Annotated in this window: 19 protein-coding genes; 13 read left to right on the top strand and 6 right to left on the bottom strand. The window is 73.0% G+C overall.

Annotated elements, in window-relative coordinates:
• Positions 1-55 precede the first annotated feature (55 nt).
• The 5 genes from AB5J87_RS01460 to AB5J87_RS01440 all read left to right on the top strand — a co-directional run bounded on the left by AB5J87_RS01460 (position 56) and on the right by AB5J87_RS01440 (position 6459).
• Positions 56-1426 (top strand): polyprenyl synthetase family protein, encoded by a 1371-nt coding sequence (locus tag AB5J87_RS01460; protein ID WP_369372977.1) that lies wholly within the window; start codon positions 56-58, stop codon positions 1424-1426.
• The gene (crtI, locus tag AB5J87_RS01455) at positions 1423-2958 is read left to right on the top strand and encodes a phytoene desaturase family protein (protein WP_369372975.1); all 1536 of its coding nucleotides are present in this window, start codon (positions 1423-1425) and stop codon (positions 2956-2958) included. The genes AB5J87_RS01460 and crtI overlap by 4 nt, the downstream gene beginning before the upstream one ends.
• The gene (locus tag AB5J87_RS01450; RefSeq protein ID WP_369372972.1) at positions 2955-3968 is read left to right on the top strand and encodes a phytoene/squalene synthase family protein; all 1014 of its coding nucleotides are present in this window, start codon (positions 2955-2957) and stop codon (positions 3966-3968) included. Before crtI ends, AB5J87_RS01450 begins: the two co-directional genes overlap by 4 nt.
• A complete protein-coding gene (locus AB5J87_RS01445; RefSeq protein ID WP_369372970.1) occupies positions 3965-4981 on the top strand; it encodes a DUF5914 domain-containing protein in 1017 nt (338 codons plus the stop codon). Before AB5J87_RS01450 ends, AB5J87_RS01445 begins: the two co-directional genes overlap by 4 nt.
• A gap of 533 nt (positions 4982-5514) precedes the next feature.
• Entirely contained in the window at positions 5515-6459 is a 945-nt protein-coding gene (locus tag AB5J87_RS01440; RefSeq protein ID WP_369372968.1) for an alpha/beta hydrolase family protein, read from the top strand.
• 283 nt (positions 6460-6742) lie between these two features.
• On the opposite strand, the gene AB5J87_RS01435 is transcribed toward AB5J87_RS01440, so the two are convergent.
• Positions 6743-7597 carry a class I SAM-dependent methyltransferase gene (locus tag AB5J87_RS01435; RefSeq protein ID WP_369372966.1) on the bottom strand — a complete coding sequence of 285 codons (855 nt, stop codon included), beginning with the start codon at positions 7595-7597 and terminating at the stop codon, positions 6743-6745.
• Between the two features lie 738 nt (positions 7598-8335).
• Between AB5J87_RS01435 and AB5J87_RS01430 the strand changes: the two genes are divergently transcribed.
• Positions 8336-9148 carry a GNAT family N-acetyltransferase gene (locus AB5J87_RS01430; protein WP_369372964.1) on the top strand — a complete coding sequence of 271 codons (813 nt, stop codon included), beginning with the start codon at positions 8336-8338 and terminating at the stop codon, positions 9146-9148.
• Between the two features lie 68 nt (positions 9149-9216).
• Here the strand turns inward: AB5J87_RS01430 and AB5J87_RS01425 are convergent, their stop codons facing one another.
• Positions 9217-10368, bottom strand: coding sequence for a glycosyltransferase (locus AB5J87_RS01425; protein WP_369372962.1), 1152 nt, complete (start codon positions 10366-10368; stop codon positions 9217-9219).
• 239 nt (positions 10369-10607) lie between these two features.
• Here AB5J87_RS01425 and AB5J87_RS01420 point away from each other — a divergent pair, with 239 nt between their 5' ends.
• Positions 10608-11639, top strand: a complete 1032-nt coding sequence (locus AB5J87_RS01420) for a medium chain dehydrogenase/reductase family protein (RefSeq protein WP_369372960.1) — start codon at positions 10608-10610, stop codon at positions 11637-11639.
• 86 nt (positions 11640-11725) lie between these two features.
• Here AB5J87_RS01420 and AB5J87_RS01415 read toward each other — a convergent pair whose 3' ends face one another.
• Together AB5J87_RS01415 and AB5J87_RS01410 are read right to left on the bottom strand one after the other, a co-directional pair.
• Positions 11726-12043 carry a hypothetical protein gene (locus AB5J87_RS01415; RefSeq protein WP_369372958.1) on the bottom strand — a complete coding sequence of 106 codons (318 nt, stop codon included), beginning with the start codon at positions 12041-12043 and terminating at the stop codon, positions 11726-11728.
• Positions 12044-12151: 108 nt separating this feature from the next.
• The gene (locus tag AB5J87_RS01410) at positions 12152-13099 is read right to left on the bottom strand and encodes a LysR family transcriptional regulator (protein ID WP_369372956.1); all 948 of its coding nucleotides are present in this window, start codon (positions 13097-13099) and stop codon (positions 12152-12154) included.
• Positions 13100-13204: 105 nt separating this feature from the next.
• Between AB5J87_RS01410 and AB5J87_RS01405 the strand changes: the two genes are divergently transcribed.
• Together AB5J87_RS01405 and AB5J87_RS01400 are read left to right on the top strand one after the other, a co-directional pair.
• On the top strand, positions 13205-14098 hold the full coding sequence (locus tag AB5J87_RS01405; protein ID WP_369372954.1) for an NAD(P)H-binding protein: 894 nt from the start codon (positions 13205-13207) through the stop codon (positions 14096-14098).
• Between the two features lie 93 nt (positions 14099-14191).
• Positions 14192-14557, top strand: coding sequence for a darcynin family protein (locus tag AB5J87_RS01400; RefSeq protein WP_369372952.1), 366 nt, complete (start codon positions 14192-14194; stop codon positions 14555-14557).
• A gap of 190 nt (positions 14558-14747) precedes the next feature.
• Here the strand turns inward: AB5J87_RS01400 and AB5J87_RS01395 are convergent, their stop codons facing one another.
• Together AB5J87_RS01395 and AB5J87_RS01390 are read right to left on the bottom strand one after the other, a co-directional pair.
• Positions 14748-14930 (bottom strand): DUF6381 family protein, encoded by a 183-nt coding sequence (locus AB5J87_RS01395; protein WP_369372949.1) that lies wholly within the window; start codon positions 14928-14930, stop codon positions 14748-14750.
• 166 nt (positions 14931-15096) lie between these two features.
• Positions 15097-16398 carry a hypothetical protein gene (locus tag AB5J87_RS01390; protein WP_369372946.1) on the bottom strand — a complete coding sequence of 434 codons (1302 nt, stop codon included), beginning with the start codon at positions 16396-16398 and terminating at the stop codon, positions 15097-15099.
• A 522-nt stretch (positions 16399-16920) separates the two neighbouring features.
• Here AB5J87_RS01390 and AB5J87_RS01385 point away from each other — a divergent pair.
• The 4 genes from AB5J87_RS01385 (at position 16921) to AB5J87_RS01370 (ending at position 22599) form a co-directional block, all read left to right on the top strand.
• Positions 16921-19146, top strand: a complete 2226-nt coding sequence (locus AB5J87_RS01385; RefSeq protein ID WP_369372944.1) for an FG-GAP repeat domain-containing protein — start codon at positions 16921-16923, stop codon at positions 19144-19146.
• A 220-nt stretch (positions 19147-19366) separates the two neighbouring features.
• The gene (locus AB5J87_RS01380; RefSeq protein WP_369372942.1) at positions 19367-20560 is read left to right on the top strand and encodes a cation:proton antiporter; all 1194 of its coding nucleotides are present in this window, start codon (positions 19367-19369) and stop codon (positions 20558-20560) included.
• Positions 20561-20743: 183 nt separating this feature from the next.
• The gene (locus AB5J87_RS01375; protein ID WP_369372940.1) at positions 20744-21283 is read left to right on the top strand and encodes an ArsR/SmtB family transcription factor; all 540 of its coding nucleotides are present in this window, start codon (positions 20744-20746) and stop codon (positions 21281-21283) included.
• Between the two features lie 38 nt (positions 21284-21321).
• Positions 21322-22599 (top strand): MFS transporter, encoded by a 1278-nt coding sequence (locus AB5J87_RS01370; RefSeq protein WP_369383324.1) that lies wholly within the window; start codon positions 21322-21324, stop codon positions 22597-22599.
• Positions 22600-22609: the final 10 nt, after the last annotated feature.

The raw sequence follows: 22609 nt of genomic DNA, 5'->3' as shown, positions 1-22609 counted from the left end.
CATCCGTCTTCGCCGTTCGGCACGTAGTGGAAAGGGACGAGGCGATGTACGCACCATGACGAGAGGAACCGGGATGCGCCCCTCACCGGCGACCGATCACCTGACGGACGGTCCGCCGTCCGTGCCGCGCACGGCGGCCGTGTCCCCCTCCACCGTGTGGGTGCGGCCATCCGGCCGCACGGCCCCCTCGGTGGGCCACGCGCGGGGCGGCGCGGCGCGCCGCCCGTACGCGGCTGCTGCCGGGGCCCACCGGGTGGACCGGGACGTACGGGCCGCCGTGGGGCGCGTGCTCGACGACGTGCTGGCCGACCGGGTCGAGCGGGCACGGACGCTGGATCCGCTCTTCGGCGCGGACATCGCCCAGCGGGTCGCGCGCTTCAGCCGGGGCGGCGGGCGGACCCGTTCCCGGCTGCTGTGGTGGTCGCTGCGCGCCTGCGGCGGCGCGGACCGGGCGCCGGTGGCGGCGGCCCTGCGGATCGGCGCCGCCCTGGAACTCCTGCAGACCTGCGCCCTCATCCACGACGACGTCATGGACCGGTCCGAACTGCGGCGCGGGCGGCCCTCCCTGCACACCGACGTGCGCCACCAGTACGCCGGGGCCGTCCCGGCGGCGCGCCTGGCCTCGTTCGCGGACGCCTCCGCGGTCCTCGCCGGGGACCTGGCCCTGTCCTGGGCGGACGACCTGCTGGCCGACACCCCGCTGGCGGCGCCGGTCGCCACCGAGGTGCGCCGGATGTGGAGTGATCTGCGCACGGAGATGGTCGCCGGACAGTACCTGGACGTCCAAGGCCAGGCCACGGCGGTCCACTCGATGCTCCGCGCGCGGCGGACCGCCTGCCTCAAGAGCGCCCGGTACTCCGTGGAACGGCCCCTCGCGCTCGGCGCCGCGCTGGCGCGCGCGGACGGGGGCACGCGCCGGGAGCTGTCGTGCGCGGGCGAGCGCGTGGGGATGGCGTTCCAGCTGCGGGACGACCTCGACGACGTCTTCGGCGACCCCCGCGTCACCGGCAAGCCCGCGGGCAGCGACATCCGCGAGGGCAAGCCCACCCATCTGATCGCCCTGGCCCGGGAACGGCTCGAAGGCGTCGGCGACCACCGCGCCCTCGCCGTCCTCGAAAGCGCCCTCGGCCGCCCGGACCTGACCCCGGCCGGTCTCGACCGGGTCCGCGACGTCCTGACGGCGACGGGTGCCAGGCAAAGCGCCGAGGCCCGGATCGACCAGCTCGTCACCGAGGGCCTGCGCCACCTCGACAGGGCGGCCCTGGACCGGGTGGCCGGACGGCGGCTGGGCGCGCTGCTGCACTCGCTGGCCGGTGCGGACCGCCACGGCGGTGCGGGAGGACCCGGCGCGGGCGCCGACCGCGCGGGTCCCGCCGAGCAGCGCCCCGCGCCCGTGGAGCGCCGCCCCGAGAGGGCGCGTTCGTGAGGCGCGCGGTGCCGGGACGCACCGACCACGTCGTGGTCGTGGGAGCCGGGCTCGCCGGACTCTCGGCCGCCCTGCACCTGCTGGGCGCCGGGCGGCGGGTGACGGTCGTGGAGCGCGACCCGCTGCCCGGCGGCCGGGCCGGACGCCTCGACCTCGGCGGCTACCGGATCGACACCGGCCCCACCGTCCTGACCATGCCCGAACTCGCCGACGAAGCCTTCGCGGCGGTCGGCGACAGCCTGCGCCGACGCGTCGAACTCATCGCCCTCCACCCCGCCTACCGCGCGTCCTTCGCCGACGGCACCAGCCTGGACGTGCACACCGACGCGGACGCGATGAGCGCGGAGGTCGAGCGCTTCGCCGGGCCCCGGGAGGCCGCGGGCTACCGCGACCTGCGCCGATGGCTCCAGCACGTCTACCGCGCGCAGATGCGCCGCTTCATCGACACCAACTTCGACTCACCGCTGAACCTGCTGAACACCGACCTGGCGCGCCTCGCCGCCCTCGGCGGATTCGGGCGACTGGACGCCCGCGTCGGACGGTTCCTCCACGACGAGCGGCTGCGCCGCGTCTTCACCTTCCAGTCCCTGTACGCGGGAGTCCCCCCGGCCCGGGCGCTCGCCGCGTACGCGGTCATCGCCTACATGGACACCGTCGCCGGGGTCCACTTCCCCCGGGGCGGAATGCACGCACTGCCCCGCGCAATGGCCGCGGCGGCGGTGGACGCGGGCGCCGAACTGCGCCTGGACGAAGAGGTGCTGGGGCTGGAACGCTCCGGCAGCACCGTCACCGCGGTCGTCACCGACCAGGCCCGCATCCCCTGCGACGCCGTCGTCCTCACCACCGATCTGCCCGTCGCCTACCGGCTGCTGGGCCGCGCTCCGCGGCGACCGCTGCGCCTGCGGCACTCGCCGTCCGCGGTGGTCCTGCACCTGGGAACCGACCGCACCTGGCCCGATCTGGCGCACCACACCCTCTCCTTCGGCGCGGCCTGGCGCACCACCTTCGACGAACTCACCCGCACCGGACGCCTGATGAGCGACCCCTCCCTGCTGATCACCCGGCCCACCGCCACCGACCCCACCCTGGCCCCGTCCGGCAGACACCTGCACTACGTCCTCGCACCCTGCCCCAACACCGACATCGGACCCGGCGCCACCGACTGGCACGACCTCGCACCGCGCTACCGCGCCAGTCTGCTGGCGGTGCTGGAACAACGCGGCCTCCACGGCATCGCCTCCGCCATCGAGCAGGAGTGCATGGTCACCCCGGCCACCTGGCACGCGCTCGGACACGCCGCAGGCACCCCCTTCTCCGCGGCGCACACCTTCGCCCAGACCGGACCGTTCCGCCCCCGCAACCTGGTCCGGGGCACCGACAACGCCGTCCTCGCGGGCTGCGGCACCACCCCCGGCGTCGGCGTGCCGACCGTACTGCTCTCCGGCAAGCTCGCGGCGGCCCGGATCACCGGAACCACCGCGCACGCCCCACGACACGGCCGCCGCGTCCGCCCCAAGGAGACCACCGCATGACCGAACGCGAACTCGACGCCGCGCACATCACCGACCCCGTACTGCGCCAGGCGTACCGCCGGTGCCGGCGGCTCAACGCCCGGCACGGCAGGACCTACTTCCTGGCCACCCGGCTGCTCCCGGTCGAGCACCGGGCCGCCGTGCACGCCCTGTACGGATTCGCCCGCTGGGCCGACGACATCGTGGACACCCTCGACCCCGCGATCGGCGCGGGGCGGCGCGCCGCCGCCCTGCGCACCCTCGACCGCACCCTGGCCGAGGGCCTGCGGGGGCACGGCAGCAGCGAGCCGGTGGTGCTGGCGCTGGCCGACACGGCACGCCGGTACGCCATCGACCACACCCTGTTCGCCGACTTCATGGCGGCGATGCGCACGGACCTGTCGGTCACCGGCTACGCCACCTACGCCGAGCTGCGCACCTATATGCACGGCTCCGCGGCCGTCATCGGGCTCCAGATGCTGCCCGTCCTCGGTACCGTCGGACCACGGGAGGAGGCCGCGCCGCACGCCGCCGCACTCGGTGTCGCCTTCCAGCTCACCAACTTCCTGCGCGACGTGGGCGAGGACCTCGACCGGGGCCGGGTGTACCTGCCCGCCGACCTGCTCGCGGCGCACGGCGTCGATGCGCCGCTGCTGCGGTGGAGCCGCGCCACGGGCCTGCGCGACAGACGCATCACGGCCGCCCTGCGCGAGTTCGAGGCCCTCACCCGGGCCGTCTACCGGGAGGCGCTGCCCGGGATCCCGATGCTCGCCGACGTGTCGCGGCCGTGCATCCGTACCGCCTGCGTGCTCTACGGGGGGATCCTGGACGCCGTCGCCGAGGACGGGTACGACGTGGTGCACCGCCGCGCCGCGGTCTCGCGCAGGCGCCGTGCCGCGGTCGCCGCCGACGGGCTCGTGCGCGTGGCCGCCGCCCGCCTGCGTGGCCGCGGCCGGCCGCGGTCCCTGCCCGTACCGGCGCTCGCCCTGCCCGGAGACTCGCGCCGCGCCGACCACGAGGAGGTCGCATGACACCCGACCCCGCGGGCCGGCGCGCCCGGCTGCCGCTGTCCCTGCGCAGGCGGGCGGTTCCCTGGGCGCGGCAGCGGCCCACCTGGCGCGACGCCAAACCGGCCCTGATCGCGGCGGCCGTCGAGCGGGCCCGGGCGCGGCCGTCGGGGAACTGGTACGTCGTGGGCGCCTCGCGCGATCTGGGCGGTGCCCGGCCGCTGGCGCGGACCGTGGCCGGGCACGAGGTGGTCGTCTGGCGCGACGCCGAAGGCCGTGCGGTGGGCGGGCCGGGCAGCTGCCCGCACCTGGGCGCACCGCTGCGGGACGGCGCCGTGCGCTGCGGGCGCCTGGTGTGCCATTGGCACGGACTCGCCCTGGAAGGAGCCCCGTTCGCGGGCTGGCACCCCTGGCCGGTCCACGACGACGGGGTGCTCGTCTGGGTCCGGCTGGACGACGCGGGGGGCGAGCCGCCGCTGGAGGCACCCGTGGTGCCCGCGCGCCCCGATCCGGCCGGGGCCCTGTCGGCCGTGTACACGGGCATCGGGACGTGCGAGCCCGAAGACGTCGTGGCCAATCGCCTGGACCCCTGGCACGGCGCGTGGTTCCACCCCTACTCGTTCGTCGACCTCTCCGTGCTGGAGGCGCCCGGACGCAGCACCGACGAGGACGACGACGGCTTCACCGTGGACGTCTCCTTCAAGGTCGCCGGCCGCCTGGTCGTACCCGTGCGGGCCGTGTTCACCGCGCCGGAACCGCGCACGGTGGTCATGACCATCACCCAGGGGGAAGGAGTCGGCAGTGTCGTGGAGACACACGCCACCCCGCTCGGCCCCGACGACCGGGGCCGCCCGCGCACTGCGGTCGTCGAGGCGGTCATCGCGTCCTCCGACCGCGCGGGCTTCGCCCTCGCCCGCCGCGCCACCCCGGTCCTGCGCCCCCTGCTCCGCGCCGCCGCCGGACGGCTGTGGCGCGACGACCTCGCCTACGCCGAACGCCGCTGGCAACTGCGCTCCACGGGCCGCTTCCCGGGGTGAGCGTGCGCGCGTACGGGAGGTGAGGGCACGGGGTCGGCGGCCACAGGACCGGCGCCCACGGCCCTGTGCGTACGGGGTCCACTCGACCTCGCTCGCCGTCGGGAACCTCCGCCGGTGCCTCTCCGTTCTGCAGAAGGCAGAGCCGGTCGACAACGAGAAGGGCTACGAGGGCGAAACGGCACCCGCACCTGACTCTCCCTCACCCCGCCCGGAAGCGCGCCCGGCGGGACGAGGTCACCCGGCTCGACCGGCTCAACCACGAGAGCGAACCAACGGGGGAGGACACGTGACCATCAGACCACTCGTCAAGACCGACATGACGCGCCGGCGCATGCTCGAAGCCGCACTCGTCACGGCCGTCGGAGCCACCGTGCCGATCGCCGCGACGGCGCGGGCTGCGGCCGACCCGGGCCCGGCACGGCTCACCCTGCCCGCACCGACGGGGCCGCACCCCGTCGGCGTGGTGCCCGCTCCACCTCGTCGACACCTCACGTCCGGACCCGGTGGCGGGCCCCGGACACCACCGCGAGCTGATGGCCAGCGTCTGGTACCCGGCGCGTCAGACCAGGGGCCTGCCGCTCGCGCCCTGGATGACCGAGAGCGCGTTGGGGGCGTTGCTCGCGGACGCCGGATTCCCCCTCGACCCCGCCCTCGGCCCCCTCACCGCAGGCCACTTGGACGCGCCCGTCCTCCGGCCGGGCCATCGGCTGCCCGTCCTCGTGTACTCGCACGGCGCCGGGAGCCACCGCAGCGACCACACCACCATCGTCCAGGAACTCGCCGGCAATGGCTACGCCGTCGTCACCGTCGACCACACCTACGACACGTTCACCGAATTCCCGGACGGCTGGGTGCTCACTCCGGGCGGCATCCCGATGTCCCCGCAGGACTACGCCGCCGACCTGCGGTTCGTGCTGGACTGCGTGGACGCGATCGCGGCCGGGCGCAACCCCGACGCCGACGGCAAGGCACTGCCGCACGGACTGCTCGGCGCCCTCGACGCGCGGCGCATCGGCGCGTTCGGCTGGTCGAAGGGCGGCACCGCCACCGCGCTCACCATGCTCGCCGACCGGCGCGTCAGCGCCGGGCTCGGCATCGACGGCCCGATGCAGCCGACCATCACCACCGACCTCGACCGGCCGTTCATGATGATGACGGCGGAGTTCACCCGGGCGGCCATGCCGGACGTCGCCGAGTTCTGGACCCACTTGCGCGGCTACCGGCTCAACATCCAGGCCGCCGGGGCCGTCCACCACACCTATGGCGACGACGCGTCCCTGATCCCGCAAGTGGGCAGGATCCTCGGCATGACCGACCAGCAGATCCAGGAGTGGATCGGCACCCTGGACCCGGCACGGTCCCTACGCATCCAACAGGCGTACTCCCTCGCGTTCTTCGACCAGCACCTGCGGCACCGGCGACGGCATCTGCTCGACGGCCCGAGCAGGGACTTCCCGGAAGTGGAGTTCATCCGGTGACGGGGGACGGCATCCGGGTTCCGGTGCCGGGCACCGCACCGTAGGAATCACCGCGGCCGTACGGCGGCGAGGTCGGCCACGAGGTCGGCGCGCCAGTGCGGCGTGCCGCGTACGTGCTGGATGAGCGGGGCGGCGGCCTGCGGGGAGGGCCGCACCAGGCTCTGCGAAGAGCAGTCGTGGTGGGCAGTTCCTCCTCACCGGGGTGGTGGGGTGAACGCGGCGCCGTGGTGTGTGGCCGCGTTCACCCCTTCGTACGACGGTTGTTGCTCAACCGTCGTCCGCGTCACACGTCCTCCAGGCGTCGCGCCGTCACCAGGTAGGCCGTGCCCAACCAGCGGCCGGCGCCCCGGCTGACGGTTTTTTCGGGGTGTTCGTGCCACTTGCGGTCCCAGCGGCGGCGCACCGGCCGGTCGAGCGGCGGCACCAGGGGTGTCACGTCGTAGTGGACGGCGTCCGTGGGGGCCAGGCCCCTCTTGAGCATCATCCGGCGGAGCCTGGCCAGGGGGATCGCCCGGATGCCGGACACCTCGGCGGCGTGCCGCTGCACACCGAAGAGTGCCTCGACGCGGCCGAGCACGCGCAGCAGGGGCCAGTACAGGCACCATTCGACCAGGCGGTAGGGGCTGAGGGGGTTGAGCATCGTCACCACGGTCAGGCCGCCGGGCTTCACGACGCGCGCGATCTCCCGGAGCCCGTCGTCGGCGTCGGCGTACTCCAGGACGCCCATCGCCACGACGACGTCGAAGTACTTGTCGGGGAAGGGCATTTCCTCGATGCGCGCCACACTCAGTTGGACGTCGGCGGAGCCCTTGGCCTGGGCGGTTGCCGCGTCGATCATCGCCGGGGACTGGTCGCACGCGGTGATCTCGAACTCTCCGGGCCGCAGGTCGAGAAGGCGTCGCACCAGCATGCCCGGGCCACACCCCACGTCGAGCAGACGACCGTGCGGGGCGGTGCGAAGTGCCTCGTCGACGACGTGCAGTCGGGAACGGTAGTACCGTGCCGCCGGCCGGGACCCCTCGTACGACGCGGCATAGCGGTCCGCGTCGTCGGGGTCCACGTACTGGGCGGTTACCGCGGCGTCGCGCGCCGCGCCTCTGGTGTCACGATGTGCGGGTGCCGTCTTGGAAGACGCCATGACTACTCCCCAGGGCTGTTGCAAGGTCCGTTGGTGGTGTTGCATGCCTGGTCAGGGCCCGTGACAGGAGCAGCGAGGTGTCATCTGGGACAGCGGTGCGAAGTCACGGGACTTGGCGGGTCTCATGCTAGGGAGATGGCTGTAAACCCTCTGAGGGAGTATTGAGCCGGAATGTGGTAAAGGCATAGTCAGGGACTGGCCACGCCGCCTGCGCGAACGAAACCGGGTGCGATCGACGCCGTCGGCTTCAGGCCATGGAGCGGGGCCGAAGAGGTCAAGCGCGACCATGGCGCAATCGGCCCGACTTCAACGAGATGTGAGGTGTGTCACTCCGCTATGGAATCGGAGATACGTTTGACGCGAAGTCAGGCCGGCCTGACGCGGTATGACTTGGGCCGTACGGCCACCCCGAACTCCGCTCGACACGCGGTGACCAGCCCCTTCACCGCCGTTGCCCGCGCGTGCCCGGATGCTGGGGAAACGCTGTGAGCGGAGTGGCGCTGCGCCACTGTGTTCACGATGGGTCGTGAATTCGGCGTAGGTGGGTGAGCCCCGTGCACACCGTTTCTCGTGGGTGCTCTCACAGGCTTTCACGGCCCGTCGGCCGATGTTCCGCGCCAGTTGGCCGCCGGGCCCGGTCCAGGTGATGTGGTGGCCGCGCTCCTCGGCGTGTGGCGCATCCCGCGGGCGTGGGGAAAATCGGGTGCGCCGGGTCCGGGCGCCGTACGACGATCGAGCATGACTTGGCATCTCACGGACGACGTCGAAGCCTTCCGAACGGCCGCGCATCCCTTCCTGGCCGCCGATCCCGCCCGGAACACCGTGCTGCTCACCCTCGCGCAAGGCGCCCGGGACGGGCACTGGCCGGGAGCCAGGTTCGGCTGGTGGACCGGTCCGGGGCAGGCCGTGGCGGGGGCGTATGCGCAGACCCCGGGGATGCCGCCGGTGCTCGGCCCCATGCCGCCGGGCGCGGCCAAGGAGCTGGCCGGGGTGCTGCGCGGCGAGCCACTGGTCGGGGTGAACGGCACCACGGTCACCGCCCGCGCCTTCGGGGATGCCTGGGGGCCCTATCGGGTGGACCGGGAGGAGCGGCTGTTCCGGCTGGCCGCACTCGCCGAACCGGCGCCCGTCCCGGGCCGTGCGCGCCTGGCGGCCGAGGCGGATGTGCCGCTGGTCACCGAGTGGTTGAAGGCGTTCCTCGACGAGGTGGCCCTGCCGCCCGGCCTCGCTGCCGATGGGGTGGCGGCCAGGCGCACGGCGGCCGGGCAGTTGGTGCTGTGGGAGACGGACGAGGGGCCGGTGTCGCTGTCCGCCGCATCCGGTGTGCTGGCGGGCCAGTCCCGTATCGGCCCGGTCTACACCCCGCCCGCGCGGCGGGGCCGGGGCTACGCGGCGGTCGCCACGGTGGCCGCCACCCGGCTGGCGCTGGAGTGGGGAGCGGAGCAGGTGGTGCTGTTCACCGACCTGGCCAACCCGACGAGCAACGCGCTCTACCAGCGGCTGGGATACCGGCCGGTCCAGGACCATCTGGTGCTGGACTTCACGGTGTGAGGGTGTCGGCGCCGGCCGGTAGCCGGTGGGCCGTTGGCGAGTACGGTGTGCGGCGGTGTGACGGTGCCTCACATGAGGGTGTCGCGTAACTCCACCGGGTCGAACGTCGGCAGCTCCGCCAAGGCGGCGTCGGCGGCGCGCACGGCGGCTCCGTAGCGCGGGGCTCCCAGGACGGTGGTGATGGCGTCGGCCATCTCGCCGCGCGTCGCCGTGAGGTCCAGTGCCTGGCCGAGTCCGAGCCGCGCGAACGCTGCGGCGTTGCCGGGCTGGTCGCCGAGTACGCCCATGGCCAGGACGGGCGTCCCGCCCTGCACGGCGTCGAGCAGCGATCCACGGCCCGCGTGCGTCACGAACAGGTCGGCGTGGTGCAGGAGCGCGGGCTGGGGGACGTGCTCGACGACCGTGATGCGGGAGTCCGTGGTGCGCAGGTGGCGGGCGAGTTCACCCGCCGAGACGATCGCGTGGCAGCCGGTGGCGGAGAGGGCGGCCATGACCTCCTGGTAGAGGCCCTCGACGACCGTACGCAGGCTGGCCATCGCCGTCGTCAGGGTGCCCAGGCTCACGTAGACGAGCGGCCGGGCCGTGGGCGCGGGGGCCAGCCGGTCGGGCAGGACGGTCCGGAACCGCGCGACGGTCCGCCGCACCGCTCGTGTCCCGGGCGGGGTCGTCTCGTGGAACCAGTCGACGGGGGCCGGGGTCACCATGGGCGGGAGCGCGGGGGCGGGCAGTTCGTACTGTTTGTGGAGAGCGGACAGCGCGGGTGCGATGTCGCTGTCCCACAGGTCCACGAGTACGGGCCCGAGGCCGTTGTCGGCCGCGACCAGGGGGAGTCCCAGTACCCGGGCGGCGAGGTGTGCGCCGAAGTCGCTGCATTCGGCGATCACCAGATCGGGGCGCGTCCGCGTCCACGAGGCGAGCAGGTCCTGGGCCTTCCTGCCCGCCAACTCGGTCCAGAGGTGCCCGAAGACGTACCGGTTGAAGGCGCCGTTTCCGTACCGCTTCCAGACGGTGCCCGCCGTCTGCTGAACACCTGGAGCACACGTCCAGTTCGTTCCGGCGCGGTGGAAGTCCACCCCGCGCAGCCGGGCTTCGCGGCGGAACATCAAAGGCGCGTGGAGCGCGAGGCGGTGACCCTGCTCCAGGGACGGGCCGATGACGTAGTCCAGCGCGGAGACGTGGGAGGGCACGGGCTCGGCGGTGATCGCCACACGTAGGGCCACGGACACGGACACTCCAAGGACTGCATCGGATATGCGACGTGGTGACCCGGTGATCCGATCATGGGCGGCGTCCGTGCGCAGCGGTCGGTCGGGCAGCTTCCCGGGCAGAGCGGTGGGGGTTCGCGCCGGGGGTCGATGGGGAGTTAGAGCATCTAACGTTCGCTCTTGACTCTCGCTCGCTCTGCCGGTTATAACTTCTAACGAACGCAACGGGTTCTATAGGAGAGAGGGGCGTTGCCATGAACAGCGAGCGCCTGACCGAGGTCGTACTTCCCGGGATCGTCGCGCCCGAGGGGCTGGAGATCCGCCATGGAGCCGTACCGGAGGCCGGCCGGGGCCAGGTGCTGATCGCCATGGAGGCGAGCGGGGTCTCCTTCGCGGAGCAGCAGATGCGGCGCGGCCGGTACTACGACCAGCCGCCCTTCCCGTTCGTCCCGGGCTACGACCTGGTGGGGCGCGTGCAGTCGGTCGGCGAGGGCGTCGACCACGAGCTCGTCGGCCGGCGGGTGGCCGTCCTCGTGAAGGTCGGCGGATGGGCCAGCCACGTCGTCGTCGACGCCGAGGACGCGGTACTCGTCCCGGACGCCCTCACGGCGGCGCAGGCGGAGACCGTGGTGGTCAACGGCATCACCGCGTGGCAGATGCTGCACCGGCTGGCGCGGGTGCGGGCCGGACAGACCGTCCTGGTCCACGGCGCGGGCGGGGGAGTGGGCTCCGTGCTGGTCCAGTTGGCGCGGGCGGCCGGTGCCGGGGTGATCGGCACGGCGTCCCCCCGGCACCACGAGGCCCTGCGGGAGCTCGGCGTGACCCCGGTCGACTACCGCACGGGCGATGTGGCGGCCCGCGTCCGCGAGCTCGCGCCGGGCGGGGTGGACGCGGTCTTCGACCACGTCGGCCCGCTCAGCGTGGTCGACTCCTGGAGCCTGCTCGCTCCCGGTGGCACGCTCGTGGCCTACGGCAGCGCCTCGACCCGTGACGACAGTGGATCCAAGCAGCTGCCCGTACTGAAGATCCTCGGCCGCACCTGGCTCTGGAACACCCTGCCCAACGGCCGGCACGCCTACTTCTACAACATCTGGGCCGGGCGCTCGCTCGCCAAGGGCCGGTTCCGCGCCCGTCTGCGGGCCGACCTCACCGAGGTGTTCACCGCCGTCGCCCGGGGCGAGGTGAGCGCCCGCATCGCCGCCCAGCTGCCGCTCGCCCGGGCCGCCGAAGCGCTGAGCCTGGCGGAGTCCGGCACGGCCAGCGGCAAGATCGTCCTCACCCCCTGAGACACCTGCGCACCGCGCGGCCGGACGCGCCGCAGCCCACCTTCACCGGCACCAGTACCGATACCAGCACCGGTACCGAGGTCCGATCAGAACTCGCGGTCGATTCCCGTGACGGCGGCGGGCCCCAACGGGGCGTCATCCGGGCCGAATCCGCTGTCGCGCAGAGCATCGCCGACCAGCCGTACCGCGTCCGCCTCGGCCTCCTTGCGGCTGGCCGCCCGCACTTCCAGCCGTACGGAGAACACGTTGCCCTCCTGCACGGTCAGCAGGCTCAACTCCTCGTTCTCCCCGAAGTCCGTGTTCGCCGGATCCCGTGGGCGCAGCCTCCGCTCCACCTCGACGCGTTGGGCGTCGGTGATGCCGTGCACGAACGTGCCCGGCACCGTGATGACGTACTCGGTCATGAGAACTCCCGCCTGCCTGGCCCCGCGGGTCGGCGGGGCATCTTCTTGGACTGCCCCGCGAAGGCGATGCCAACCACCCCGCTCACCCACCCGGGTGCCCGGCCCACCTCAAGCGGACCTGGTTGCGCCCAGGGTGCGGCGGACCGCGGCGCGCAGCCACTGATGGGCTCCGTCGGCCGCGTTGCGGGGGTGCCAGGCCATGCCGATGGTCAGCGGCGGCAGCGGCAGGGGAATGTCGAGGAGGACCAGGCCGAGAGCGGTGGCGGTGTGCGTCAGGGGTGATGCGGGGTGCCCGGCGAGTGCGGCCGGGACGAGGCACACCACGTCGCTGCGGGCCGCGAGGGCCATCGCCGCCAGGTGGCCGGGCAGGACGGCGGTGACGCGCCGGTGGAGGTTCCGTTCGGCCAGGGCGCTGTCGAGGGGGCCGGTGAAGCGGCCCCGCCTGCTGACCACGACGTGTTCGGCGGCGGCGAGCCGCGCCGGGTCCAGGGCGGTCTCGGTCAGCGGGTGGCCCGGGCGGACGGCTGCCATCATCCGGAGCACGACCAACTGTTCGACCTGTGTTTCCGGATCGACATGGTCGATGGGACCGACTTCCAGGTCGGTGCGCCCGTCGCGGAGAGCCGGACCGCCCTCGAACTCCTCGGTCTGGAGCCGGAACGAGACGGCCGGGGCCTCCTGCCGGGCCAGGTCGAGCAGTCCGGGGGCCAGCGCCGCGCCGACCAGGTCGGCGGTCTGGAGGGTGAAGGTGTTGCGCAGGGTCGCGGGGTCGGCGCCTTCGCCCGGGCTGAGCAGCGATCCGAGGCGGTGCACCACCGCCGCGGCCTCCTCGCGCAGAGCCAGGGCGCGCGGGGTGGGGACCATGCGCTGCCCGGCCCGTACCAGGAGGGGGTCCTGGAGCGTGCGGCGCAGCCGGGCGAGGGTGCGGCTCATCGCGGCGGGGGAGGTCCGCAGGCGGGCGGCGGCGCGGGTGACGCTCTGCTCGGTCAGCAGGGCGTCCAGAGCGACGGCGAGGTTGGCGTCGAGGGCCGAGTACGGGCTGGTCACCAGGGTCATTCCATTTCAGGCAATACCTCGTTGCTGAAGTTCCCATTGTGGCATCACTGGCGTGATCCCCAGGATGGAGGGCGTACCGATCCGCCACGGACCACTGAGGTTTTCATGATCGTCATTACCGCCCCCACCGGGAACATCGGCCGCCAACTCCTCGCCCGGCTCCTGGAGTCGGCGCCGTACACCGGGGAGAAGCTGCGCGTGATCGTGCGCGACCCGGCACGTCTGCCGGACGCGGCGCACGGCCGCGTCGAGGTGGTCACCGGCTCGCACGGCGACGCCGATGTGGTCGACAGGGCCTTCGAGGGCGCGGACGCCGTCTTCTGGCTCGTCCCCCCGGACGCCTCCCTGGCCCCGGAGGACGCCTGGTCCGCCTTCACCCGCCCCGCCGCGCGGGCGCTCGCCGTCCACGGGGTGGGGCATGTGGTCGGCGTTTCCGCGCTCGGCCGCGGCACCCCGCAGGCCGACCGCGCGGGACTCGTCACCGCATCCCTGGCGATGGACGACCTGCTGGCCGGCACCGGCGCCGCCTATCGCTCCCTGGCCTGCCCGTCCTTCTTCGAGAACCTCCTCGAAGAGGCCGCCTCGATCCGTGAGCACGGTGTGTTCACCGATGCCGTCGACGCCGACCGCAAGGCGCCCATGGTCGCGGTCGCGGACATCGCCGGCGCCGCGGCGAGCCTGCTGCTGGACCGCTCGTGGACGGGCACCGGCAGCGTCCCGGTCCTCGGACCGCGCGACTGGTCCCCGAACGAACTGGCCCGCGTCATCACCGAGCAGCTCGGCCGTCCCGTCCGCTACGAGCGCCAGTCGCTCGACGAGCTGCGCACCACACTCGTCGGCCACGGCCTCAACGAGGCGTTCGTCCAGGGCATCGCGGACATGAAGCGGGCCAAGGACGAGGGCCTGGACGCCGGTTTCATCCGCACCCCGGACACCACCGGCCCCACCGCCTTCGAGGACTGGTGCGCCCGGATCCTCAAGCCCGCCGTTGTCTCCTGAAGGACACCGGCCCGCGCGCCGGGCCAGTACACGGCACCCGCCGCGCCCGACCGCTGATCACACCCCACACCACCGCCACTTGGAGACATCCCCATGTCCACTGAGACGACCGAAGCGCCGGTCACCGCGTTCCTGCTCGTCAAGACCACGCCCGAGTGGCTCGCGCTGAGCGTCCCGGAGCGGATCGAAGCCTTCACCACCCAGGTCGTCCCGGTGATCAAGGCCAGGACCACCGGAGTGCGGTCGCGCTTCTACGACACCGAGTTCTACTCCGCGCGCGTCACCGACATCTGGGTCTGGGAGGCGGACGACCACCATGCCTACCAGCTCCTGATCGACGCACTGCGCGAAACCCCCTTCTGGGACCGCTACTTCGAGGTCGTCGAGCTCCTCGTCGGCACCGAGAACGGCTACGCCCGCAACTACGACGTCGCCCCGGCCGCCACCATCAGTACCTGACACAGCGCTGAAGTCCCTCCTCGCCGTCCAGAGACCGGAGGACTCACCCGTACGCCGTCCAGGGCGAGTCCGGCGGCCAGCAGACGGCGAATGTTGCCTCCACCAGAGCGCGGGCGGCCCCCGCAACAAGCGGGCCACCCGCGCTACTTGGAACAGGACAACCGGATCTCGGGACGAACGAGGGCCCCGATCACATGGGGTCGATGCCACGACTTTCGCCCGGCATCTTGCTCTGCTCCTGAAGGCGGCGGGCCTTGTCCTTCAGCCGCCGGCGCTCCGCCGGGTCGCCGGCGCGCTCCGCGGCCTGCTCCAGTTGCTCCGCCTTCTGGCGCATCTGCTGGAGCCGGGCACCGAACTCGTCCGCAACGCTCATGATCACTCCTGAACTCGGGGATGCGGTGCCCCCAGCCAAACAGGCCCGCCATGCCTCCGCATCCCGACTGACCACGGAGCGTTCGTGCTGCCCCGTCCGGGCCCATGCCCGTCTCGGGGTGGGCCCGGTACTCGTACGGTCCCACCCCGTGCGGATTTCGGGGGTGTCAGGAGCAGGTGGCCAGGAGGATGGAGATCACGGTGCAGCTGGCCGAGTCGCTGTCGTTGGCCGGGTTGGGGTCGGTCGGCGCCGACGCGGTGCGTGTGGCGGTCACCGAGACGCGGCCCAGCGACAGCAGGTGCAGGGGTATGTCGAAGGACTTGGACGCGCTGGCACCGCTCGCGATCGCGCCGTAGGCGCACGTGACGGTTCCCGCGCTGGTGGTGCAGCCGGAGGGCAGCCCCGTAGCGCTCGTACCCCGGGGCAGGGCCGCGGTGACCGTGGCCGAGGAGACGGCGTTCGGCCCGGTGTTGTGGGCCGTCAGGGTGTAACTGAGGTAGGGCACCAGGATGCTCAGCTGCGGCCGGGCCGTGACCTGTACGTCGATGTCGGCCGCGGACGGGGCGTAGGTGATGCTCACCGAGCCGTCGCCCGAGTGGACGCCGGTGTTGAAGACGGTGCCCGCCGGACCGTAGCCGCTGCCGCCTCCGCCGCCGCCCGAGCCGACGGTGGCCGAGGGGCTGTACTTGATGCCGCCGCCTCCGCCGCCACCGAACCAGCCGCCGCCTCCGCCGCCGCCACCGGCGCCGTCACTTCCCGTGCTGCCCGAGCCTCCCAGGCCCGGGGCTCCGTCCGTGGCGGTGGCGGCGCCGTTGGCCCCTGCCCCGCCCGCGCCGCCGATGCTGGAGCCCGCCGCGCCGCCGCCCGCCGCGCCGTCGCTCCCGTTGCCGCCCGCGGTGCCGCTGGGGCCGCCCCCACTGCCGCCCGCCCCGCTGACGGCGATGCCCATCCAGTTGCCGCCGCCTCCGCCGCCACCGGCCACCAGCAGCCGCTCGCTGAGCGAACCTCCGCCCTGGCGCACGTCCGAGGCGCCCCCTCCGGCGCCGCCGTCGGCGCCGGGTTCGGTGCCCTTGCCCGCGGCGCCCGCGCCGCCGTAGCCGCCCGCGCCGCCGACGTTGATCTGGAGGACCTGTCCGGGCGTCACCGCCAGCCGGCTCTGGGCCTCGCCGCCGAGTCCGCCCGCGCTGCCGCCCTCGGGCCCGTCCTGGCCCTGGGCGCCGAAGGCGTCCACGTCGATCGCGTACACCCCGGCGGGCACGGTGAAGGACTGGGCGCCGCCGGTGTAGGAGAAGGAGACCGTCGTGGCGGCCAGTGCCGGCGGCGCGAGCGCGACCAGCCCGGCGCCGGCGAGCGCCAGCGCCATCGTGCCGGGCAGCGCGAGTGTCGTCAGCCGCCTGGCGAGGCCCCCTCGGCGCAGCCGTGCTGTCGACGGTCTGCCCTCGCTCGGGCGGAGAGTTCTGTGTGACACGGGGAGTGTCCCCCTTTCGTGAGGCTGCGGCCTGCCCCGGCGGCCCCCCTCGGGCCGACTGGACGCGGCGGGGCCGCCATGGCGCGCCGCCCGCTCCTGCCCCAAGCATGAACGGACGCCGGCCCGGTCTTCCGTCCTCATCAGTGCTCCACCCGTGGCGTTCCGGCCACGGCCCGCGCGGAGATCTGAGGTGAGTCCGCTGCATACCGTTCACAGATCAAAGAGCATGCGGCCCGCGAACCTGCGCGAAAAGGAGCGAACAGGCCACAGTGATGGCCGAAGGGCCGTGCCGCGGACGCGCTCCCCACGCTCAACAGGCGGCACACGCGCCACAGTTGGCGAAATCCGTGCAGCCCGGCGCGCTGTCCGGGATGCGAGGCCCGGCCGGTCGGCGCGAGGTGGGTGCCCGTATCGCCGTCCGAAGATCACGAGTGATCCGTACAACCCCCTTCCCCGGCCGTGGGTCTGATCGTTCGGCACGCGCCGCTGTGCGTGCCGATGTGCTGATCAGAGGGGACTTCCTTGGCTTCCGTACGTACCACCCGCCGTCGTCTCGGCGCCTGTGCCGCGACCGTTCTCGCCGTGACGGTCGGTGCCGGTGTCCTGGCCTCGCCCGGGGCCGTGGCCGCTCCCGCCGCCACGGCCGGGGGAGTGGCCGCGTCCCCGGCCGAAGGCGCGAAGCTCCCCGTCGACGCGGAGATCGTCAGCACGGGCGACACCGGGTACCTGACCTCCCGCAAGGGCGACCTCGGCAACACGGTCCTGGAGTGGCACAAGTACGCCGACGGCTCGGTGATGCCCGTCAACACCGGGACCATGGGCCACGACAGCAACTCCGACACCGTCGTGACCAGTGACGGCGGCAGCTCGGTCTTCCTGCGGGACATGAAGAACGGGGACACCTGGTACACGTCGTTCGAGCTCGCGGCCGTGTTCAAGCCCGGGTCCCGGCTCGTGGGCGTGGTCGGCCACGACCTCTTCGTGAGCGTTCCGGGCACCGGGGACTACCGCGAGCTGTGGCAGCTCGCCAAGGTCAACGGCGTCGACCAGAAGACGAAGCTCACCAGTGGCACCTACGGCCTGGACTACAAGGTCGTGGCCTCCACCGGGCACGACCTGATCGTGCTGGGCAGCCGCCGGGTGTTCTCGGGTGCCACCTACCGCACCGAGTACTGGAAGGCGGTCACCAACGTCAACAACCACTCGGTCGTCGACTGGGGCGGCACCTCAAATGCCGGACCTTGGAACCAGGACTCCACGGGCGCCTACACCGCCGACTACAAGGCGTGGACCGAGTACCCGGCCGAGGGCACCAAGCTCGTGGTGGCCGGGACGGGACCGCTGAGGACGTTCACCATGGACCGTTCCCTCAGCCGCGCGGTCATCGCGGGAGTGGCCGGAAACACACTTCTGTACGGGGCCCCGGGCCAGGCCGCCGACGAGACGACGAGCCCCCTGTACGCGCGCGGCATCACCAACGGCGAGGCTCCGTACAAGCTCCTGGAGCACTTCTCCAGCGTCGCCCACGCGCCCGACGGCAGCCTGCTCGTCCGCGGCTCCACGGCCGAGGCGGACGGGCTGTTCCGGATCACGGACGGGAGCGGCGGCCGTCCCGCCGTCACGCTCGTCGCGGACACCGGCCGCTCCCGCGCCCTCACGGTGACCGCGTCGAACGTGCCCACGGAGGTGAACCTGGAACAGGCGGGCCGGAAGGCGGCGATGGAGTGGACGCTGTCGCGCGCCAACGCCACCGTGGACCTCACGCTCACCCACGCGGCCACCGGCAACCGGCTCACCACGCGTGTCGCGGCTGCCGGTGACAACCGCTACGCCTTCGCCTGGGACGGGGTGCTGAACGGCATCAGCGCCCCCAACGGCGGCTACGACTGGCAGATCACGGCGACCCCGGCCGACGGCGGCGCCGCCGCGACCGCGTCCGGCAGCTTCCAGGTCTCCCGCCAGGCCAACCCGCACGACTACAACGACAACGGCTCGACGGACGTCCTGGCGCGCGACGCCTCGGGCGTGCTGTGGCGCGACGACCTGTTCGACTGGCCCCCGGCGGGCCGGGTCACCACCGCCAAGCGGACGAAGATCGGCGGAGGGTGGCAGGTCTACAACCAGATCGAGGCGGTGGGAAACCTCGCGGGCGCTCCGACGGGGGACGTCGTCGCCCGGGACACCTCGGGCGTCCTGTGGCTCTACCTGGGCAAGGGCGACGGGACCTACGCGTCCCGTACCAAGGTGGGGGCGGGCTGGCAGGTCTACAACAAGATCGCCGGCGGCAGCGACCTGACGGGCGACGGCCGCCCCGACCTGCTGGCCACCGACGCCTCCGGGGTCCTGTGGCTCTACAAGGGCACGGGCAGCGCGTCCGCCCCGTTCGCCGCCCGCACCAAGGTCGGCGGAGGGTGGCAGGTCTACAACCAGATCACCGCGGTGGGCGACATCGCCGGGGGTGCGGCGGGCGACCTCGTGGCCCGTGACGCGTCCGGCGTGCTCTGGCTCTACCAGGGCGACGGCACCGGCAACTTCGCCTCCCGGGTGCGGATCGGCGGCGGCTGGAACGCCTTCTCGCAGCTCGTCGGCGCCGGGGACGTCACCGGCGACGGACGCCCGGACATGATCGCCTACGGCCCCGGCGGCACCTACGTGTACCAGTCGACGGGCTCGGCCACGGCCCCGTTCTCGCGGCAGACGACCAACCTGTACGCGGGTGAGGGCGGCAAGTTCACCAGCGTGGCCTGACGGCCCGGGGGCCATGGGGCGGCGCCGGGCCGCCGCCCCATGGCCCGCTGCAGTCGCGGCAGGTCCTGCCGCCCGGACACCTCCGTCCCGCCGCCCGCCCGACCTCGGCGGGTGGACGGCTCGTGTCGCGTTGGGGGGAGAGCGCCGGGCGGAGGGAGACTGAGGACGGCAGGAGCCCCTGTCGGTGTGCGTGGCCGCGACTCCCCCTCTGAGAGCGTGCATGACGGCGTTGTTGATCGGCTTGTCCCTGCTGCTCGCGTGGTCGCTGACCTCGGACCGGCTGGCCCGCTGGAGCGTCACCGCCCCCCTCGCGTTCGTGGTGGCCGGCTTGGCCCTGGGCGGGGGAGCCGACCCGGTCGTGCCGATCGACCTGGACTGGCACGGGCTGCAGCGCGGCGCCGAACTGGTCCTGGCGGTCCTGCTCTTCCTCGACGCGTCGGAGTCCAAGGAGTACGACCGTCTGCAGCGCACCGTCGGCGAATGGCGGCTGCTCGCCATCGCCCTGCCCGTCTCGGTGGCCCTCGCCACCTTCTTCGGGGCGCTGCTCTTCCCCGGCAACAGCTGGTGGCTCCTGGTGGTGACGGCCCTGGTGGTCATGCCCATCGACCTGGCCCCGATCTCGGCCGTCCTGCGCGACGTCCGCGTCCCCCTGAAGGTGCGGGCCGCGCTCAACTTCGAGGGCGGCCTCAACGACGGACTGATCAGCCCGGTCTTCCTGTTCTGCGTGGCCAACATCGCCGAGACCAAGGGCAACACCCTGCACGAACTGATCTGGACCGCCGTCAAACAGGCGGGCCTCGCGCTGGTCGTCGGGGGTGTGCTGGGGGTGCTGACCGCCCGGCTGGTGCGCGGGGCGTTCACCGCCGGGTGGTCCGGCATGAGCAGCCTGCGCCTGGCGAGTCTGGCACTGCCGTTCCTCGCCTACTCGGCCACGGTCCTGGCCGGGGGCAACGGCTTCGTCGCGGCCTTCGTGGCCGGGCTGTGCTACGCGCCCACCGCGCACGAGCTGGGCAGCGACAATCTGGAACTCGTGCACGACGTCGCCCAGGTCATGGCCTTCGCCGTGTGGTTCGTGCTCGGCGGGCTCACCACCGACTCCCTGACCGACCACGCCGACTGGGCGGTGGTGGGGTACGCGCTCCTCGCGCTCACCGTGGCACGGTTCGTGCCGGTCGTCCTCTCCCTGAGCGGCACCGACCTGCGCTGGCCGGAGCGGGCCGCGGTGGGCTGGCTGGGCTCTCGCGGGGTCACCTCGATCGTGTTCGGCGTGCTGGCCGCCACCCACCTGCCGGACGAAGGGGACACCTTGTTCGTCGTCGACGCGATGTGCATGACCGTCCTGCTGAGCGTCCTGCTGCACGGGATCACGGTGGTGCCGGTCGCCCGGTGGTTCGAGCGGCGCCGACCCGCCTGATCCGGCACGCCTCACCCGCGGGGGGCACATACGCGAGCGCCCGTACGACAGTACCCGGCCAAGTCCCCGCACGGCCGAGCACCTGCACGGCCACGTCCCTGTGGGACAAGGGTCCAGCACAAGATCTCAAGTCGTCCGGGCAAACCCCTTGCGCAATGGTCAAGAAACGTTGACCATTGACGCATGCCCACTGATGATCTTCCGGAGACGCTCCACGTCACCACTGACGAGCAACTGCGTGCCGTCTCCAATCTGACCCGCCACCGGATCATGGCCGTGCTCCGCTTCGAGCCCGCCACGATCACCCAGATCGCCGAACGCGTCGGCCTCGCCAAAGGCAGCTCCAGCTACCACGTCCGGCTGCTCGAACGGGCCGGTCTCGTGAAGGTGGTGCGCACCCGGAAGGTCCGGGGAGTCACCGAGCGGTACTACGCGATGGCCGCACGCGCGCTCGTGCTGCCGGATCCGGGCGAGGGCGGACCGGACGTGCTGATGCGGCACGCCGTGGCGGACCTGGAGGCCGTCCCGGCCGACAGCGCGCGGCACGTGCGGATGGCGCACCTGCGCCTCACCGACGAGCAGTTCGCCGAGCTGGGAGCGCGGCTGCACGCACTGGCGGACGAGTACCGGGAGCTGTCCGACCCGGCACTCCCGGACACCTCCCTCGTCTTCGCCCTGTTCCACCCCGCCTCGCCCGCCCCGACCGAAAGAGACGCCAAGTGACAGCAGACATAAAGAGAGTGACCGCAGACATGAAGAAGTTGCCGACCGGGTTCGGGCGCCTGTGGACCGCGCAGACGGTCTCCTCGCTCGGCGACGGGGTCTCGCACGCCGCCCTGCCGCTGCTCGCCCTGACACTGACGCGGGACCCGATGGCACTCGCCGTCGTCAGCGCCGCAGGAACACTGCCGTGGCTCCTGTTCGGGGTGCTCGGCGGCGCGCTGGTGGACCGCTGGGACCGGCGTCGCACGATGTGGGTCACGGACGCGGTGCGCGCGGTGCTCCTCGCCGTACCGGCGGCAGCCGCCGCGCTCGACGGGCTGAGCATCGCGCTGCTCGCGACCGTCGCCTTCCTGCTCGGTCTCGGCGGACTCTTCTTCGACACGGCCGCCACCGCCTACCTGCCGGACCTGCTCGGCCGCGACCCCGCGCTCCTGGAGCGCGCCAACTCCCGTCTGCGCGGCACCCAGACCGCCGCCTCCGGGTTCGCGGGACCGCCCGCGGGAAGCGCGCTGCTCGCACTCGGGCGGGCGGTTCCCCTGCTCGCCGACGCCGTGTCGTTCGCGCTCTCCGCGCTGCTCGTACGGTCGCTGCCCGCCGTGGCCCGGCCCGTACCGCAGGCCCGTGAGTCGCTGCTGCGCCAGGCGCGGGCCGGGGCCTCGTACGTGTTCCGGAACACCTTGCTGCTCGGACTCGCGCTGCGTCCGGCGGTCGGGAACATCGCCTTCATGGCCGTGGAGACCGTCCTCGCCCTCTTCGCGCACGACTGTCTCGGCATCGGCACCTTCGGCTTCGGCCTGCTCCTGGCGGCGGAGGCCACCGGCGGTCTGCTGGGGGCGGGCATCGCCTCCTTCCTCGGCCGGCGACTCGGCACCGGCGCCGCTCTGACCAGCACGGCCGCGATCGAGGGAGTCGCCATCCTGGGCCTGGCCGCCGCCCCGAACCCGTACGTCGCCGGACTTTCGCTCGCGGTGTGCGGAGCGGGCATGGGTGCCACCATGGTGCTCGGCCCCTCCCTCCGGCAGACCATCGTTCCCGCCCACCTCATGGGCCGGGTGGCCTCCGTCTCGCGCATGCTCGGCATGTGCGCCGCCCCGTTCGGCGCCTTCCTCGGCGGCTGGCTGGCCACCACCTTCGACGTGCGCACCCCGCTCTACACCGCCGCCGGTCTCCTCCTCACCATGACCGTCATCACGTCGAGCATGACCAGCAACCGCCGGGTCGAGGCGGCCCTGAGCGCCGCCGCCCCGGCCGACGTGCCGGACCGGCCGGAGTCCCGGACGCCCGTCCAGGAAGCCGCCGTGCAGGCCCCGGTGTGATTCTCCGAGC

Origin of the sequence: Streptomyces sp. cg36, assembly GCF_041080675.1 — a bacterium.
Taxonomy (GTDB): domain Bacteria; phylum Actinomycetota; class Actinomycetes; order Streptomycetales; family Streptomycetaceae; genus Streptomyces.
The sequence above is the reverse complement of the archived record's forward strand: the minus strand, read 5'-3'. Positions and strand labels throughout refer to the sequence as shown.